At 43.8% G+C, this 14,616-nt stretch carries 14 protein-coding genes and 1 tRNA gene; 7 read left to right on the top strand and 8 right to left on the bottom strand.

What is annotated here, in order from left to right; genetic code table 11:
• The first annotated feature begins 77 nt into the window (after nucleotides 1-77).
• The 4 genes from accD to QL898_RS12250 all read left to right on the top strand — a co-directional run bounded on the left by accD (nucleotide 78) and on the right by QL898_RS12250 (nucleotide 4,840).
• Nucleotides 78-1,025, top strand: a complete 948-nt coding sequence (gene accD / locus QL898_RS12265; protein ID WP_180952657.1) for an acetyl-CoA carboxylase, carboxyltransferase subunit beta — start codon at nucleotides 78-80, stop codon at nucleotides 1,023-1,025.
• 195 nt (nucleotides 1,026-1,220) lie between these two features.
• A complete protein-coding gene (gene folC, locus QL898_RS12260) occupies nucleotides 1,221-2,594 on the top strand; it encodes a bifunctional tetrahydrofolate synthase/dihydrofolate synthase (protein WP_290177016.1) in 1,374 nt (457 codons plus the stop codon).
• Between the two features lie 258 nt (nucleotides 2,595-2,852).
• Nucleotides 2,853-4,058 carry a LysM peptidoglycan-binding domain-containing protein gene (locus QL898_RS12255; RefSeq protein ID WP_290177015.1) on the top strand — a complete coding sequence of 402 codons (1,206 nt, stop codon included), beginning with the start codon at nucleotides 2,853-2,855 and terminating at the stop codon, nucleotides 4,056-4,058.
• 251 nt (nucleotides 4,059-4,309) lie between these two features.
• The gene (locus tag QL898_RS12250; protein WP_101204933.1) at nucleotides 4,310-4,840 is read left to right on the top strand and encodes a DUF2726 domain-containing protein; all 531 of its coding nucleotides are present in this window, start codon (nucleotides 4,310-4,312) and stop codon (nucleotides 4,838-4,840) included.
• Nucleotides 4,841-4,921: 81 nt separating this feature from the next.
• On the opposite strand, the gene QL898_RS12245 is transcribed toward QL898_RS12250, so the two are convergent.
• From QL898_RS12245 to QL898_RS12210, 8 genes are all read right to left on the bottom strand, one after another.
• Nucleotides 4,922-5,899, bottom strand: a complete 978-nt coding sequence (locus tag QL898_RS12245) for a DUF1853 family protein (RefSeq protein ID WP_290177013.1) — start codon at nucleotides 5,897-5,899, stop codon at nucleotides 4,922-4,924.
• 102 nt (nucleotides 5,900-6,001) lie between these two features.
• On the bottom strand, nucleotides 6,002-6,181 hold the full coding sequence (locus QL898_RS12240; protein WP_290177012.1) for a hypothetical protein: 180 nt from the start codon (nucleotides 6,179-6,181) through the stop codon (nucleotides 6,002-6,004).
• Between the two features lie 155 nt (nucleotides 6,182-6,336).
• Complete coding sequence (locus QL898_RS12235) at nucleotides 6,337-7,134, bottom strand: hypothetical protein (RefSeq protein WP_290177011.1); 798 nt, start codon at nucleotides 7,132-7,134, stop codon at nucleotides 6,337-6,339.
• A gap of 254 nt (nucleotides 7,135-7,388) precedes the next feature.
• A tRNA-Pro gene (locus tag QL898_RS12230) sits at nucleotides 7,389-7,465 on the bottom strand.
• Nucleotides 7,466-7,579: 114 nt separating this feature from the next.
• Nucleotides 7,580-9,106, bottom strand: a complete 1,527-nt coding sequence (gene gatB, locus QL898_RS12225) for an Asp-tRNA(Asn)/Glu-tRNA(Gln) amidotransferase subunit GatB (protein WP_290177010.1) — start codon at nucleotides 9,104-9,106, stop codon at nucleotides 7,580-7,582.
• The gene (gene gatA, locus QL898_RS12220) at nucleotides 9,106-10,602 is read right to left on the bottom strand and encodes an Asp-tRNA(Asn)/Glu-tRNA(Gln) amidotransferase subunit GatA (protein WP_290177009.1); all 1,497 of its coding nucleotides are present in this window, start codon (nucleotides 10,600-10,602) and stop codon (nucleotides 9,106-9,108) included. Before gatA ends, gatB begins: the two co-directional genes overlap by 1 nt.
• A gap of 81 nt (nucleotides 10,603-10,683) precedes the next feature.
• Entirely contained in the window at nucleotides 10,684-10,998 is a 315-nt protein-coding gene (gene gatC / locus QL898_RS12215) for an Asp-tRNA(Asn)/Glu-tRNA(Gln) amidotransferase subunit GatC (protein ID WP_290177008.1), read from the bottom strand.
• Between the two features lie 528 nt (nucleotides 10,999-11,526).
• Entirely contained in the window at nucleotides 11,527-11,655 is a 129-nt protein-coding gene (locus tag QL898_RS12210) for a hypothetical protein (protein WP_261863515.1), read from the bottom strand.
• A gap of 34 nt (nucleotides 11,656-11,689) precedes the next feature.
• Between QL898_RS12210 and QL898_RS12205 the strand changes: the two genes are divergently transcribed.
• The 3 genes from QL898_RS12205 to mreD all read left to right on the top strand — a co-directional run bounded on the left by QL898_RS12205 (nucleotide 11,690) and on the right by mreD (nucleotide 14,519).
• Nucleotides 11,690-12,718, top strand: a complete 1,029-nt coding sequence (locus tag QL898_RS12205) for a rod shape-determining protein (RefSeq protein WP_082624553.1) — start codon at nucleotides 11,690-11,692, stop codon at nucleotides 12,716-12,718.
• Nucleotides 12,719-13,031: 313 nt separating this feature from the next.
• Nucleotides 13,032-13,892, top strand: a complete 861-nt coding sequence (gene mreC, locus QL898_RS12200; RefSeq protein WP_290177007.1) for a rod shape-determining protein MreC — start codon at nucleotides 13,032-13,034, stop codon at nucleotides 13,890-13,892.
• A gap of 141 nt (nucleotides 13,893-14,033) precedes the next feature.
• Nucleotides 14,034-14,519, top strand: a complete 486-nt coding sequence (mreD, locus tag QL898_RS12195) for a rod shape-determining protein MreD (protein WP_101204871.1) — start codon at nucleotides 14,034-14,036, stop codon at nucleotides 14,517-14,519.
• The last annotated feature ends 97 nt before the right edge of the window (nucleotides 14,520-14,616 follow it).

The following is a 14,616-nucleotide window of genomic DNA, read 5'->3' as shown; positions in this document are numbered from 1 at the left end:
ATTAGACGCTTTGTTTAGACAACCATTAAACTCTCAATGACAAGCGAATGAGCAAACTTGTCAATAAGCCTTTTATGATGGCAAATAATATGACTGATACAATAACAAAACCCGATAACAATACTGCTAAAGCCGCGCCAAACAGCAATACGGATAGGCAGTCATGGTTCAATCGTCCTATCCCAGGTATCAAGCAGCACCTGACTGCGCCACTGTCTGCGGTAGAGACTGAACCGTCAACTAAGTGTAGTAATTGTCATTCGATGATTACCAACACGGCGCTGATTTTTAACTGTTATGTGTGCCCGCATTGTGATCATCATTTACCGATGAGTGCTCGTGAGCGTTTGAACTGGTTACTTGATCAAGTAGACGGCGAGACAGGACAAGAATTTACGGCAAAAGATCCATTGAGCTTTGTGGATAGTAAGCCATATCCTGCGCGTATGAGTGAAGCACAAGAAAAAACAGGTGAGTCTGAGGCGTTGGTTGCGATGTATGGCAAACTGCGTAACCTTGATATCGTCGCCTGTGCTTTTGACTTCCGTTTTATGGGTGGATCAATGGGTTCAGTCGTTGGCGATCGTTTCGTCCAAGCAGCTGAAAAAGCGCTAGAGCAAAAAGTGCCTTTGGTTTGCTTTGCTGCTTCTGGCGGTGCACGTATGCAAGAAGGCCTATTGTCATTGATGCAAATGGCACGCACGGCAGCAGCGATTGAGCGTCTAAGAATCGCTGGAATTCCTTACATCGTGGTATTGACCAATCCGGTATACGGCGGCGTAACTGCATCACTGGCGATGTTGGGTGATATCCATCTAGCAGAACCAAAAGCGATGATCGGTTTCGCTGGTAAGCGCGTGATCGAGCAGACTGTGCGCGAGACGTTAGAAGAGCCGTTCCAACGCGCTGAGTTCTTATTAGAGCATGGTGTGGTGGATGAAGTGGTACATCGTCATCAGCTAATTGATACAATCTATCGTCTGCTTGCAAAACTATGCCGCGTACCAAATGTAGATGCTCAGTAAAATGAGATGCTCGATAAGGTGACTCAGTATAATGAATCATTTATTGAGTGCATAATGACTTAGCTGCGTGCTAACATCTACTGCATATGCAAGACCCCTAATAGCATTTATCGTCATTGCACGGTAAGTGCTATTTTTGGTTTTAGCCAACACATATATTTTTATCTCTTATTAAATTTTATATAGGTTTTATCCATGTCTGACCTTTTAACATCTGACCTTCGCAGCCCCAACACCCATAGTCCTAATGAAAGTGCTAGCCTAACTGAGTGGCTCGATTATATGCAGCAGATTCATGTGTCTGCAATCGATATGGGATTGTCACGTGTATTGCCTGTTGCAGAAGCGTTAGGCGTGGTGCAGTCAGCTAAAGATGACGCTTATGTATTTACTGTGGCAGGTACCAATGGCAAAGGCTCTACAACTGCTGTCATTGCCGAAATGTGTAAAGCCGCAGGGTATAAGACGGCACTATATCAGTCGCCACATCTTAGCGCCTTCAATGAGCGCGTACGTATCAATGGCGAGATGGTCAGCGATCAGACACTGATTGAGGCCTTTAGCAAAGTAGAGGCAGCGCGTTTACAGTGCGATTTGACATTGTCTTTCTTTGAGATGACCACACTAGCAGCGTTATTGATATTCGCTGAGGCAGACTGTGACGTGTGGGTATTAGAAGTAGGGTTGGGTGGACGCCTAGATGTGGTCAATATTATTGATCCTGACATGGCAGTTATTACCAATATCGGTATCGATCACGTTGACTGGTTGGGTGACAATGTCGAGGATATTGGTCGCGAAAAAGCAGGTATCTTGCGCAAAGGCATTCCTCTGGTTTATGGTGCTACTGAGATGCCAGCCAGCGTGCAACAATCCATCGATACTCAGCAGGCAACTTGTTATCAGATTGGACAAGATTTTAGCTATCGCGATATTGATGCAACGACTTGGCAATACAGTAATGCAGCGGTTACCTTGCAATTACCACGTCCTGCGCTATCGTTGACTAACACCGCCAATGCACTATCAGCAGTATTAGCAAGTCCATTAGATGTCGATATCGATGCGATTGAGCAAGCGTTACGAACTGTCAAACTGGCAGGTCGCTTCGATTATCGTGAGAGCCATAGCCGTCATTGGTTGTTTGATGTGGCGCATAATGAGCAAGGTGTTGAGTTCTTACTAGCGCAGCTATTACCGTTTTGGCAGCAGCATGTAGCCAAGCAAAGTAATCAAGATAGCTCAACAGATATCCCTACACCAAAGATAAAAATGCTATTTTCTATGTTAGGTGACAAAGATATCGATAAGGTTGTGCAGCGCTTAACCCAAGCAGGTTTACCGGTTAGTGATTGGTTTGTCGCTGAGATTGATTACCCTCGTGCCGCGACTACTGAGCAGCTGCAAGATGTCTTGGTTAAATATGTCGATAGCACCAATATATATGAGTTCGATGGTTTGCATACAGCGACCCATGCAGTGATAGAGGCGAGCCAACCGCAAGACCTTATCGTCGTATGTGGCTCGTTTCATACGATTGGGGAAGCGTTAAGTGCCCTTAGCGTATGATAATTTAAGTTAAAGTAGCGCCAGTTTAATGTTAATCTTAGTCGTAGCCTGATAGCAGACAGCATGAAAAATATGCTTTATAATCAAAATGATTTGCCAGACTAGTAGAAGATGGTCGGCACAAATTTTGAACCTTGATGGCATTAACTGACAGTAACTGGCGGTAAGAGATTATGATTAAAGCAATTTGATATACTGCTTTGAGATAGTCGCTGCGCCGCTCAATCAACCTTATTACCAACTAAGAGACGTAAACGGATGAACTTTTCGAGACAAGCCTTATTGGGCATTGGGATGATTATCGGCGGTAGCGTGATGCTATACGCCATGGTGCAACAGATTGGCGATAGTGACCAACCAGAGCCGATGTCAGCGATGGTCGACAAACTAAGCTCGGAGCAAGAATCTCCGCAGCCGCTCACAACTGATATCGAAACAGAAAAACGTATCCTTGCGCAAAAGCAAAAAGAGCGTGCAGCCCGCGTTGCAGAGCAAGAAAAACGTGCAAAAGAGTTTCTGACAGAGCAAGAAGTTGCTGAGGCAGAAGCGTTGGCTAAGGCACGTGCTGAGAGCCAGCAATATGTCGATAATAGTGCGCCAGCTACTGACGAAACTACCAATACAGAGTCTACAAAAGACGTTACTACAGATCTAACGGTTCAGCCTCGTACGGAGAGTCAGTCTACTACTGATACTACAAAGTCTAGCGAAGCCGAGAAGCAAAAAGCGGCTCAAGAGCAACAAGAAGCTCAAAGGCAAGCGGCTATCAAAGAGCAAGCGGCCGCCAAAAAACTTGCCGAGAGTAAAAAACAAGCGGAGGCAGAGAAACTAGCCGAAGCAAAAAAGCAGGCTGAAGCCCAAGCTGCGGCTGAGAGAAAAAGAGAAGCAGCTGAAGCGGCTAAAAACGAGCCACCAAAATCGCCTTCTGAATACCAAATCAAGAAAGGCGATGGACTTATCAAGCTAGCAAGACAATATAATATGCCTGTAGAAGTATTGGCTCAAGCTAACAATCTATCGCCATCGGCAGCGCTACAACTGGGTCAAAGTATTACTATCCCATCGAGCAAACAGGTACAGCGTTTAGAGCGTGAAGCGGCAGCCGCTGAACAAGCACGTGAGAAGAAGCGTCAGCAAGAAGAAGCGCTGGCGAAGAAATCTGCCGATGCAAAACGTGAAGCGCAGCAAAAGCTGAGCGAAGCGCGTAAAGAAGTCAAAGAAACAGACGCTAAGGGTAGCTTCGGAGTGCAAGTGGCTCTAGCAAATGACCAAGCCAAAGCCGATGAGTTAGCGAAAAAATTCCGAGCAGCAGGTTATCAAGTCAAGACCAGTGCGACCAGTCGTGGAGTGCGTGTCGTGGTTGGGCCTGAACGTGGTAAAGTCGCAGCATTGGCACTAAAAGATAAAATCAATAGTGACCCTAAAGTTAATACGACCAGTGCTTGGGTGCTTTATTGGCGTTAAGCTAGAGCGTTTCTAACGGTCTCGATTCGATTTTTATCTACTTTATATGAAAACACGACAAATACTGTCGTGTTTTTTGTTTTATAGATTGCTGATTAGCGACGCCTTAGTTAAGATGAGCGCCATTTTTATAATCCGTTGTTGTATAACCTGTCAGCCTATATAGGTTGCTTTGTCGTGGTCGGCGTATTATTAATTGCTATCAATAATGACAATTAGCCCATCACTCTCATACTGTATAAGGTAGAACCATGTCGTTTGGTGTTATATTTTTAATATTGGCCGTTGGGTTTTTGGGGCTGATTACGTTACCGAAGCTATTAGCAAAACGCCCCGTCGTTGAGCCAGATCCAAAACCTGTACGCGGTGATGAGTTGGCTATTTGGCCATTTGCGCCGATGCCAATCATGACCGATACGGAAGTGATATTTTTTAATAAGTTAAAAAATGCGCTACCGGAGTATCACATATTTGTCCAAGTACAGCTGTCACGGATCATTGAGGCCAATAGTAGCGAGACATCAGAGCGTAGCTTTTGGTTCAATCGTATTTGTCGTCAGAGCGTTGACTATGTGATTGTGGATGTCGATGCTCAGACTACCTTGGTCGCTATCGAGCTTGATGACTGGACGCATAGTAGCAAAGCCCGTCAAAAAGCGGATGATAAAAAAGATAAGGCGCTTGCCAGTGCAGGTATTGCGATGGTGCGCTTCCACGCTGAGCGTATGCCGAGTGCCGATATGCTTAGATATGAGCTAATGCAAGTGATTGAGAGTTATTAAGCATTCTGTGAAAGCTGTCCAATTGTTAAGACCAGAATATTATCGAAGGGACTCTATTTTAAGAGTTGAGGTTAGCCGAATTTACTCATTGTGCTGGTTTGACTGTCTTGGATAGATAACGATTGGTCGATTGCCTTCAAAATATAAACCTGTTTTAGGTAGCTCGTTATCTGACCAAACTATCGGCTGCTGATGACCATCATAAGCAGTTCGCTCATCATAAAAGTCGCGCTTGGTGAACCATTCAATATAATGCGCGGCTCGCAAATCTGTAGTGTCAATCGTTGCAAGACCTGCCATGTCTCTTTTATCACACCATTCATGCATCGGAAAGCTCGGCGTTAGCCAATATGGCCAGTCATAATCACCGCAACCAGCTGTGTTAATCGGTAAAAAGAATCGCCCTTTGATCACACCATAACGCTTATCAATTTTTACCTGTCCATGATTTTCTGTATCTACCCACACCGATCGAAACTGTTTGGTCTGCATGTGTGTCATTTTGCGCTGTAGATTATCATTGGAGTTAATCCCAACCCAGTTCACAGGCTCAAAAGGTGCTGACCCCATAAAAAACTTAATGGCTAGCTCCCAATGTTCAACCAGCTGTTCTGCATGGTTATACAAGATCAAATCAAGCTCGCCAGTCGTCTGCTTACCATTATAGAGCTGCACATTGCTAGCCAATGTCTCATACGAATGCAGCTTGCGCGCAAATCCATCCTCTAACCAAAATGACAGTAAGCCTTCAAAATGGAAACCCAGTCGATTGGGACTTGGGCGTTTGAGTAAATAGCGAGTCAGCTCTTGATAGGCGACGGTGGTATCTAGCTCTACTAATCGTTGCTCATACGCCTCAAACTGCGTCTGCCAAAATTGCGCACTATGCACGGCAACCGTATGTGTGTTCTGATGCGGTGCAAAGTCTAGCCACTGCGTCAAAACATTGGGGCACGCCAGTACATAAGCCAAATCGCGCACATAAGGTCGGCGGTAACGTTCCCAAGGTGCTTTATATATGAGGCAGTTAGATGTGGGCTGATTGATAGGCTCGGACATAGGATAAACCAGTGTAAAGGTGTAGCATTTACCCTAACGGCTCGCTCTATAAAAGTCTATAGATGACAAGTATCCGCTAGGGTAGTGCTCGGTTTTTTGGCTTTAAAACATGATACTAATGTGATGGATGTGAATGCTGATATCAGGAGGTGATAGCAGGTAAGGTAATAGGATGCTGAATACTGTTTTGAATATTGGGAGTAGCCATTTTGATAAGTTGTTAGGCGCATTATGCTGTGGCTGCTGTTCTAAATGAGGTGGGGTATGATCTTGCTGGGTCATTATTTAGCTCCATGTTATACCGTTACACTACGGTGTGTGACGTTTCATGGATTTATATTATAGGTTGTGTGGTTATAGCTAAATACTTTTGCATGTATAGAGCATGGTATGCCTGCATATCGTGTTGTATGCCTGCATACCACAGTTATGATAGGTTACGAAAAATCGCCCTTTCTTGCTTGGCTTAACCATCGCTTAATAGTGTCATAAGATGGGGTCTTGTCTGTTTCTATATTTTGTTTTATATATTCGGCTGTTTCAGAAAAAGTAGTAAAGTTCTGTTGATCCATAACTTCTAGGTATTGTTTCTTTTTTTTAGGTCTAGTTTGATTGTGCTTTGACCAACGATTATCAGCTTTTTCTTTATTCTTTGTAGATATTTTAGACTCTATAAGCCAATCAAAATCTGCATCTCCAATATAAAGTAACTTGTTATAATTTTTTGAGAATATATGAAGTGCTGCAGAGCCAACAGGAATTAATATATTGTTCTTAAAACATAAAAGACCTAATAGTAAAGTAATCATATCTGAAACCATGTATTTGAAAGCGTTAGGTTCAGGTATGTTTTTCTCTAATTCTTCAAAAGCATATATTACTGAATTAGAAGTAATGTCATGAAGTATAAAAGCTATCTCTTGACCGTTAGGTGTGCCATATTTCATGAGACCTATAAGAGCATTATTAATCTCAGTATCTAAACCACCATCTAGCCCATCATAAAAATCATTAATTAACATATTTAGAGATTTATCAAAAATAACCTCGACATTTTTTTTATGCTCTTTTTCTAATCTGTCTATAATTCCTAAAAAAAGCTTATGGTACTGAAACGAGTCTGAAACATGGGTTATGATAAGTGACCAAGTACTAAAGCCAATACTCATCTCAGGAATATTATCTTTAATTATTGTGTAATACCCATCTATATTTACCTTACGACTAGATTTCATAATCATGCCTTACTTGTTATTTATATCTCAATTAAATAGGTGCAAGCCATTCCATCCTAAAGCATGAAATGGCTGGCGTTCGGGTAACTAACCCTAGCTTTACGAAGTATTCTGTTTTCAATATTATTCTTAAAAACTGACTAAAGTTTAACTTGTTTTTTACCCATTGCACCATATATTAGCCAGCCAAATTTAACACAAAAAAAAGCCAACCATTGAAAACAATGATTGGCTTTTCTCTTTACTGCTATGTTTGGTCGGAACGGCAGGATTTGAACCTGCGACCACTACACCCCCAGTGTAGTGCGCTACCAGACTGCGCTACGCCCCGAGTGACTGACTATTTTACGCAAAATTATGTATATTGCAAGGGCTATTTATAGCAGCCAAACTCTACAATATTATTCTGCCTAGCATAGTCAGTATAATTGCTTAGCAGCCAATGTTAACCCAATAATTCTTTTAGAATTTGGTTCACTTGCTGTGGGTTAGCACTACCGCGACTGGCTTTCATGACCTGACCGACTAGACCGTTAAAGGCTTTTTCTTTACCACCGCGATACTCTTCGACCATCACTTCATTTTTTGCGATGACTTCTTCGACCATCGCTTTGATAGCACCAGTATCGGTTTCTTGCTTGAGGCCTTTGTCTTTGATGATTTTATCTGCTGCATCATCACCATCGCCGCCTTCGCGCTCATATAGAGCACTAAAGACTTTTTTAGCCAGTTTGCCAGATAGCGTGTCATCTTTGATACGCTTGAGCATGCCAGCCAATTGCTTAGCGCTGATAGGGGAGTCGATGATGTCGGTGTCATCTTTGTTCAGCGCGCCGAGCAAGTCGCCCATGACCCAGTTGCCAGCCATTTTGGCATCTTTCTGACCGATTTCAGCCACCACATCTTCGAAGTAGTCAGCAATTTGACGACTACCAGTCAAGATACGAGCGTCATATTCTGACAAACCAAGCGCTTCTTCAAAGCGTGCGCGACGAGCAACTGGTAGTTCTGGCATCGCTGCTTTGATCGCATCAACCGTATGCTGCTCGATACGGACAGGTAGCAGGTCAGGATCAGGGAAGTAGCGATAGTCGTTAGCGTCTTCTTTGGTACGCATGGTACGCGTTTCATCACGCTCTGGATCATATAGCATCGTCGCTTGTACGACTTTGCCGCCATCTTCTAGGATATCGATTTGACGCTCGATTTCACGATTGATAGCACGCTCGATAAAGCGGAACGAGTTTAGGTTCTTTAGCTCAGTACGTGTACCGAGATCAGCGCCTGGCTTGCGCACAGAGACGTTACAGTCACAGCGGAATGAGCCTTCGGCCATTACTGCGTCTGAAATACCTAGCCACGTGACTAGCTGATGGATGGCTTTGATGTAGGCAAGTGCTTCGTGAGCTGAGCGCATGTCTGGCTCAGAGACGATTTCGATTAGCGGCGTACCAGCACGGTTCAAATCCACACCTGTCATACCATCGACTGCGTCATGGACAGATTTACCTGCATCTTCTTCTAGATGCGCGCGAGTGATACCCATACGTTTAGGGTATTCGTTCTTTTCGCCTTCGTTGACGACGACATCGATATAGCCTTCACCCACGATAGGATTGGCCATCTGGGTGATTTGATAGCCTTTAGGTAAATCAGGATAAAAGTAGTTTTTACGGTCAAACGTATTAAACAGACCCAGCTCAGCATTGACACCGATACCGAATTTTAATGCGCGATCGACCACACCAGCATTTAGCACTGGTAATACGCCAGGCAAACCCAAATCGACGATGCTAGCTTGGCTGTTTGGCTCATGTCCAAAATCAGTCGGCGCACTTGAGAAGATCTTACTTTCCGTATTTAGCTGGCAGTGAATCTCGATACCGATGACCACTTCATAGCCATCGACAAATAGCTCTTTACGCACGGCGTGTTCACGGACGGCATTATTATCAGTAGTAGCTGTACTCATTATACCGTCTCCTTTGCGATGGTAGAGTGTTGTAGGTGATGATCAGTATGCTGCTGGAATAGATGCGCAGTCGTGAGCAGTTGACTCTCTTGCCAATGCTTACCGATTAATTGCAAGCCAATAGGTAGGCCTTCTGTCGTCAAACCAACTGGCTGACTGAGTGCAGGTAGACCCGCTAGGTTGACCGCGATGGTATAGACGTCGCCTAAGTACATCGTTGCAGGATCTAGGTCTTCACTAAGCTTATAAGCCGCAGTCGGTGCAGTCGGGCTAGCAATCACATCACAGCTAGCAAAGGCTTCGTCGAAGTCTTTTACAATTAAGCGGCGAATCTTCTGTGCTTTAGTATAGTAAGCATCGAAGTAGCCAGCCGATAGCGCATACGTCCCTGTCAAGATACGGCGCTGTACTTCAGGGCCAAAACCTTCAGAGCGTGAGCGCGTGTATAGATCTATAAGGTCCGTTGGGTTCTCACAGCGATAGCCAAAACGTACGCCATCGAAGCGTGATAGGTTCGATGATGCTTCAGCAGGTGCTAGCATGTAGTAAGTGGCAAGCGTGATTTCAGGATCAGTGATGTTCACTTCTACAATCGTTGCGCCCAGCTCTTCGTACTTCTTTAAAGCGGCACGTGCTGCTTGCTCAACTTCGCTATCAAGCCCTGCACCGAAGTATTCTTTTGCCACACCAATACGAAGACCGTCAAATGGCTTATCACCAGCAGCAGCTTGGGCATCATTGATGTCTTGTACGTAGTCAGGCATCTCATATTTGATAGAAGTGGCATCGCGCGGATCATGACCAATCATTGGCTGAAGCAGATAGGCGCAATCTTTAGCGCTGCGTCCCATGCTACCCGCTTGATCTAGACTTGAGGCGTAGGCAATCATACCAAAGCGTGACACACGGCCATAAGTAGGCTTGATACCTGTTAGACCACAGAATGAAGCGGGCTGACGAATGGAGCCACCCGTATCACTACCGGTAGCAACAGGGACAAAACCAGCGGCAACGGCAGCAGCACTACCACCTGACGAGCCACCAGGAACGCGCTCTAGGTTCCAAGGGTTTTGTACCGTACCGTAGTATGAGCTACTGTTGTCTGAGCCCATCGCAAACTCATCCATATTGAGTTTACCTAAGCTAATCATGCCAGCCTTGTCGATATTAGAGACGATAGTCGCGTCATATGGTGAGACAAAGTTATGTAGCATCTTTGAGCCACAAGTGGTCAGTACGCCCTGGGTGCAAAAGATGTCTTTATGCGCCATCGGGACACCAAGTAGCGGACGCTGATCGCCCTGAGCACGCATCTCGTCTGCCGCTTTCGCTTGTGCGCGTGCTGTCTCAGAAGTATGAGTGATAAAGCTGTTAATCTTGCTGTCTAGCGCATCGATACGCTTAATGTAATGCTCGGTTAATTCTGCGCTGCTAAATTGTTTGTTTTGCAAGCCAGTAATGAGCTGCTCGGTACTTAATAAATGAAGTTCAGACATAAGGTGTCGTCCGTCAAAATGTTAATAGCATAAAATAAAATGAGATAATGGCAAATGCGTGATTGTATTACTCAGCCACTGTTATTCAATCACCTGAGGCACTAGATATAAGCCTTCTTCTACGGCAGGCGCGACTGATTGATTACGCTCACGATTGATATCGTGTTTTGCTACATCAGCACGCAACTCTTGGCAAGCTTCATGGATATTGGCTAGTGGCTTGATGTCTGTGGTATCAACGTTAGATAGCGTATTCATCAGTTTTAATACTTTACTGATATCATCAGCATAGCTATCGGCTGTACTTTCATCGATACCTAAGCGGGCAAGGTTGGCAACTTCTAGGATTTCTTCACGGCTGACGTTGCTGTCAGACGTTGCTGGCTGCTGAGACATAGTTTCTCCAGTTAAGGACAGTTTTTGTTAGAGTAGTTGATTACGAAAACGAAAATACGTAAGCGCTAAAATAGAAACAATTAAAATAGATATAAATAGTAAGTGGGCTTATTATAAAGCATCTGGCTCAAGTTTACAGAGCATGACGCTTGATTGATGCACAATCTCAACCAAGAAACTGAATTGATAAAGACGTAATATTAAATAAGATATGGTACTAGCCGAGCCATAATGCCAATTAAGACACAATGATTTACAGAGAATTGCAAAACTGACCCCCTAATTCATCATTGTTCCTTAATTGCTCTCCAATTAGCTTCTAAAATACGTTACAGTATGCATCTGCTATTAAGCAAAACATTCATCTGCCTGTAGAGCCTTGTTAGTTATCAGATTAAATGATGTTTCATTGAGTTGAATGATATTCACTACTATTTCAAACTTTGTAACAACTTTTGGCGTCTAAGACAAAAATCCTTACTGACTGATGCAAATATCTATGTTTTTTTTGAGCTAAATCGGTATAATTTAGCTCAGTTTTTTCATTTCATCATTATTGTTTGGATTTTGACTTGTTGGGATGATTAACTGTTGCCACAAGTAATGTTTAACGACGACCTGCTCAATACTGACGAGTAACACCTCAGTCAATCTCATTCGCCTCATTCGTAAGACGCTGGATATATTAGTCATGAACCTGTTTGGATTTTTATCAAATAATATCGCTATCGACCTCGGTACTGCGAACACCCTAATTTTTATTCCTAATAAAGGCGTCGTGCTTGACGAGCCTACGGTGGTCGCGTTACGAAGCAATCGTACTCAGAACCCGACCGTCGCCGCTGTTGGTATCGATGCCAAGCAGATGTTAGGTCGTACGCCTGCGAACATCACAGCAATTCGCCCGTTAAAAGACGGTGTGATTGCTGATTTTGAAGTGACGCAAAAAATGCTTAAGCATTTTATCGCTAAAGTAAAAGCCAAGCGTTTTATGGCACAGCCTAACGTTGTGGTTTGTGTACCATGCAAGTCTACTCTAGTTGAGCGTAAGGCGATTCGTGAGGCAGTATCATCAGCAGGCGCGAGCAAAGTACTATTGCTAGAAGAGCCGATGGCTGCGGCTATCGGTGCTGGTATGCCAGTTCATGAAGCCAGTGGTTCTATGGTTGTAGACATCGGTGGTGGTACAACTGAGATTGCTGTTATCGCACTGTCTGGTTGCGTATATGCTGAGTCAATTCGTATCGGTGGCGATATGTTTGATGAAGCGATCATCACCCATGTACGCCGTACGCATGGTTGTGTCATCGGTGAGACGACCGCTGAGCGTATCAAAAAAGAAGTCGGTTCTGCATTGAATGAAGACAGCCAACTAGAAGTAGAAGTTCGTGGTCGTAGCATGGCAGAAGGTGTGCCAAAGACCTTTACTGTCAATTCAGAAGAAGTGCAAAAAGCATTGACTGACCCATTGAGCGGTATTGTTAGCGCTGTAAAAGTAGCACTTGAGCAGACTCCTCCAGAGTTATCATCAGATATCGCTGAGCGTGGCATTGTATTGACAGGTGGCGGCGCGCTATTACGTGACTTAGACAAACTTATCTCGCAAGAGACTGGTTTGCCAGTAACGGTAGCAGAAGACCCATTAACCTGCGTTAGCCGTGGTGGTGGTATCGCGCTTGATTTCATCAATAACAAAAGTTTAAACATGATTTTTGTTTAAATCATCTTTATCTTCAATTGCCATATAGTCTTGGCAATATATGATGATTTGTGTGAATGATGAAACTATAAATATAGTCGGTTTAATATAATTTGGATATAAGGAAGTTGAGCGAAAGTACTACACATAGGAGGCTGAGCGAGACTGACACCGTACCCAATTTATAGAAAATTGACTATATATAAAATTAAAGGTAGCCGATTGTGCTACCTTTAATTGCATTCATTTGTGCTAGAACCCAATATCCTCGATAAACACTCATGCTGTAAATAAGTGCTATTGTTCATTTTAGAATCCTTAAATCAGACGACTTATGACTCCAAGTATTTTTGCGCGCCAGCCGTTATCACTTCGTAAGACTGTTATTGTATTGATAGCAGCCTTAATCTTGATGTGGTTTGATAGCAAAAACTCTGATTGGTTTAAGCCTGTACGTAGCACCAGTCATGCCGCCATGCAGCCAATCTATGAGCTGTCTCTATTACCAAGCTATGCCAAGCATTGGGCAGGTGGTAGTCTACAATCAAAAGAAGCACTGCGTCGCGAAAACATGCAGCTAAAGTCGCAATTGATACACGCGCATGCCAAGCTACAACAGCAAGATTATATCTTGGCGCAGAATGCACGTCTGCAAGGTATCTTATCTACCACCAAGCCTGAGCAGTTCGATCTTAATTTGGCGCAAGTCATCGGTACAGATACCAACTTGCTCAGACAAATTGTCGTGCTTAACAAAGGTGAGCAAGACGGCGTACAAGTTGGGCAAACGGTCATCGATGAAGACGGCGTATTAGGGCAGATTATCAATGTCTATCCGAATACTAGCCGTCTGTTGTTGATTACAGATGAGCAGCAGTCAGTTGCGATTACTGTTAAGCGTACTGGTCAGCGTGCTATCGTCACAGGTCAAGGTATCCCATCTTCATTAAGTCTCAATTACGTCTTCAAAACATCGGATGTGCGAGTAGGTGATGAGCTAGTGTCGTCAGGATTGGGCGGTCGTATTCCGGCAGGTTATCGAGTAGGGCGTATCGCGCATGTCAAAGACGAGCAAACTGATAACTTTAGAACGATCGAAGTTACTCCAGCAGCCAACTTTATCGATAATGCCTATGTCTTAATACTTCAAGACAAGCTGTTAAATGAGAACAATGCTGCTGCTATGGCTCCGTAGATAACGACGTAAGCCATGGTATTGACGGCTAATGAGCTGGTTTATTAACGTTTTAAAGCTTTCCATTTATGGTATTCACCTTGCCAATATCCAATCAACAATATCACAGCAACCATCAAACACTCGCTAAGGTAAGTACCCATGTCGTATCCTGATTCTGAGAATGCCACGGTACTATTGATAGTTGTGATTGTTCTAAGTTTCATCGCTGCATCATCACTCAATGTCTATCCATTAAGCCCAAGTATGGCCACATTGCGTCCCATGGTCATGATCATGGTGCTGATTTATTGGTTGCTGTTTCAGCCGCGCTATGTCGGCATTTTTACCGCATTTACGGTTGGACTGATTGCTGATTTATTGATGGATACGCATTTAGGGCAGCAAGCGTTCGCCGCTGTTGTTGTTGCACTAGTTATCAAAATTACCAGTATCTACGTCAGACAGTTGAATACCGTTAGCGCTTGGTTAATTGCTAGTCTAGGGCTGATTGTCTTTCAGTTAAATCTATGGATACTACAGATGTTTATTCAAAACGTCTTTGTCGCCCAGTCTGCTTTGTCACTGTTTATGAGTATTCTCAGCTGGCCACTCGTGCTGTTTGCTTTACGCAAGTTTTCGCGTTAATAAATTATCAGTTATCAAGATTACTTTGTTTAACAGCTTGGATTACTCAGCCCACAATACTGTATAACCACACACATCATAAATTTACAAATGAAGA

The organism is Psychrobacter sp. APC 3279, from assembly GCF_030407795.1.
Lineage (GTDB): Bacteria > Pseudomonadota > Gammaproteobacteria > Pseudomonadales > Moraxellaceae > Psychrobacter.
This window is presented reverse-complemented; position numbering and strand designations above follow the sequence as displayed.

Excerpts from the sequence above, each read along its gene's own strand:
- accD (WP_180952657.1), top strand. The coding sequence starts at position 78 with ATGGCAAATAATATGACTGATACAATAACAAAACCCGATAACAATACT.
- QL898_RS12210 (WP_261863515.1), bottom strand. The coding sequence starts at position 11,655 with ATGAGATTGACTGAGGTGTTACTCGTCAGTATTGAGCAGGTCGTCGTT.
- QL898_RS12245 (WP_290177013.1), bottom strand. The coding sequence starts at position 5,899 with ATGTCCGAGCCTATCAATCAGCCCACATCTAACTGCCTCATATATAAA.
- folC (WP_290177016.1), top strand. The coding sequence starts at position 1,221 with ATGTCTGACCTTTTAACATCTGACCTTCGCAGCCCCAACACCCATAGT.
- QL898_RS12255 (WP_290177015.1), top strand. The coding sequence starts at position 2,853 with ATGAACTTTTCGAGACAAGCCTTATTGGGCATTGGGATGATTATCGGC.
- gatB (WP_290177010.1), bottom strand. The coding sequence starts at position 9,106 with ATGAGTACAGCTACTACTGATAATAATGCCGTCCGTGAACACGCCGTG.
- QL898_RS12235 (WP_290177011.1), bottom strand. The coding sequence starts at position 7,134 with ATGAAATCTAGTCGTAAGGTAAATATAGATGGGTATTACACAATAATT.
- QL898_RS12250 (WP_101204933.1), top strand. The coding sequence starts at position 4,310 with ATGTCGTTTGGTGTTATATTTTTAATATTGGCCGTTGGGTTTTTGGGG.
- mreC (WP_290177007.1), top strand. The coding sequence starts at position 13,032 with ATGACTCCAAGTATTTTTGCGCGCCAGCCGTTATCACTTCGTAAGACT.
- mreD (WP_101204871.1), top strand. The coding sequence starts at position 14,034 with ATGTCGTATCCTGATTCTGAGAATGCCACGGTACTATTGATAGTTGTG.
- QL898_RS12240 (WP_290177012.1), bottom strand. The coding sequence starts at position 6,181 with ATGACCCAGCAAGATCATACCCCACCTCATTTAGAACAGCAGCCACAG.
- gatC (WP_290177008.1), bottom strand. The coding sequence starts at position 10,998 with ATGTCTCAGCAGCCAGCAACGTCTGACAGCAACGTCAGCCGTGAAGAA.
- gatA (WP_290177009.1), bottom strand. The coding sequence starts at position 10,602 with ATGTCTGAACTTCATTTATTAAGTACCGAGCAGCTCATTACTGGCTTG.
- QL898_RS12205 (WP_082624553.1), top strand. The coding sequence starts at position 11,690 with ATGAACCTGTTTGGATTTTTATCAAATAATATCGCTATCGACCTCGGT.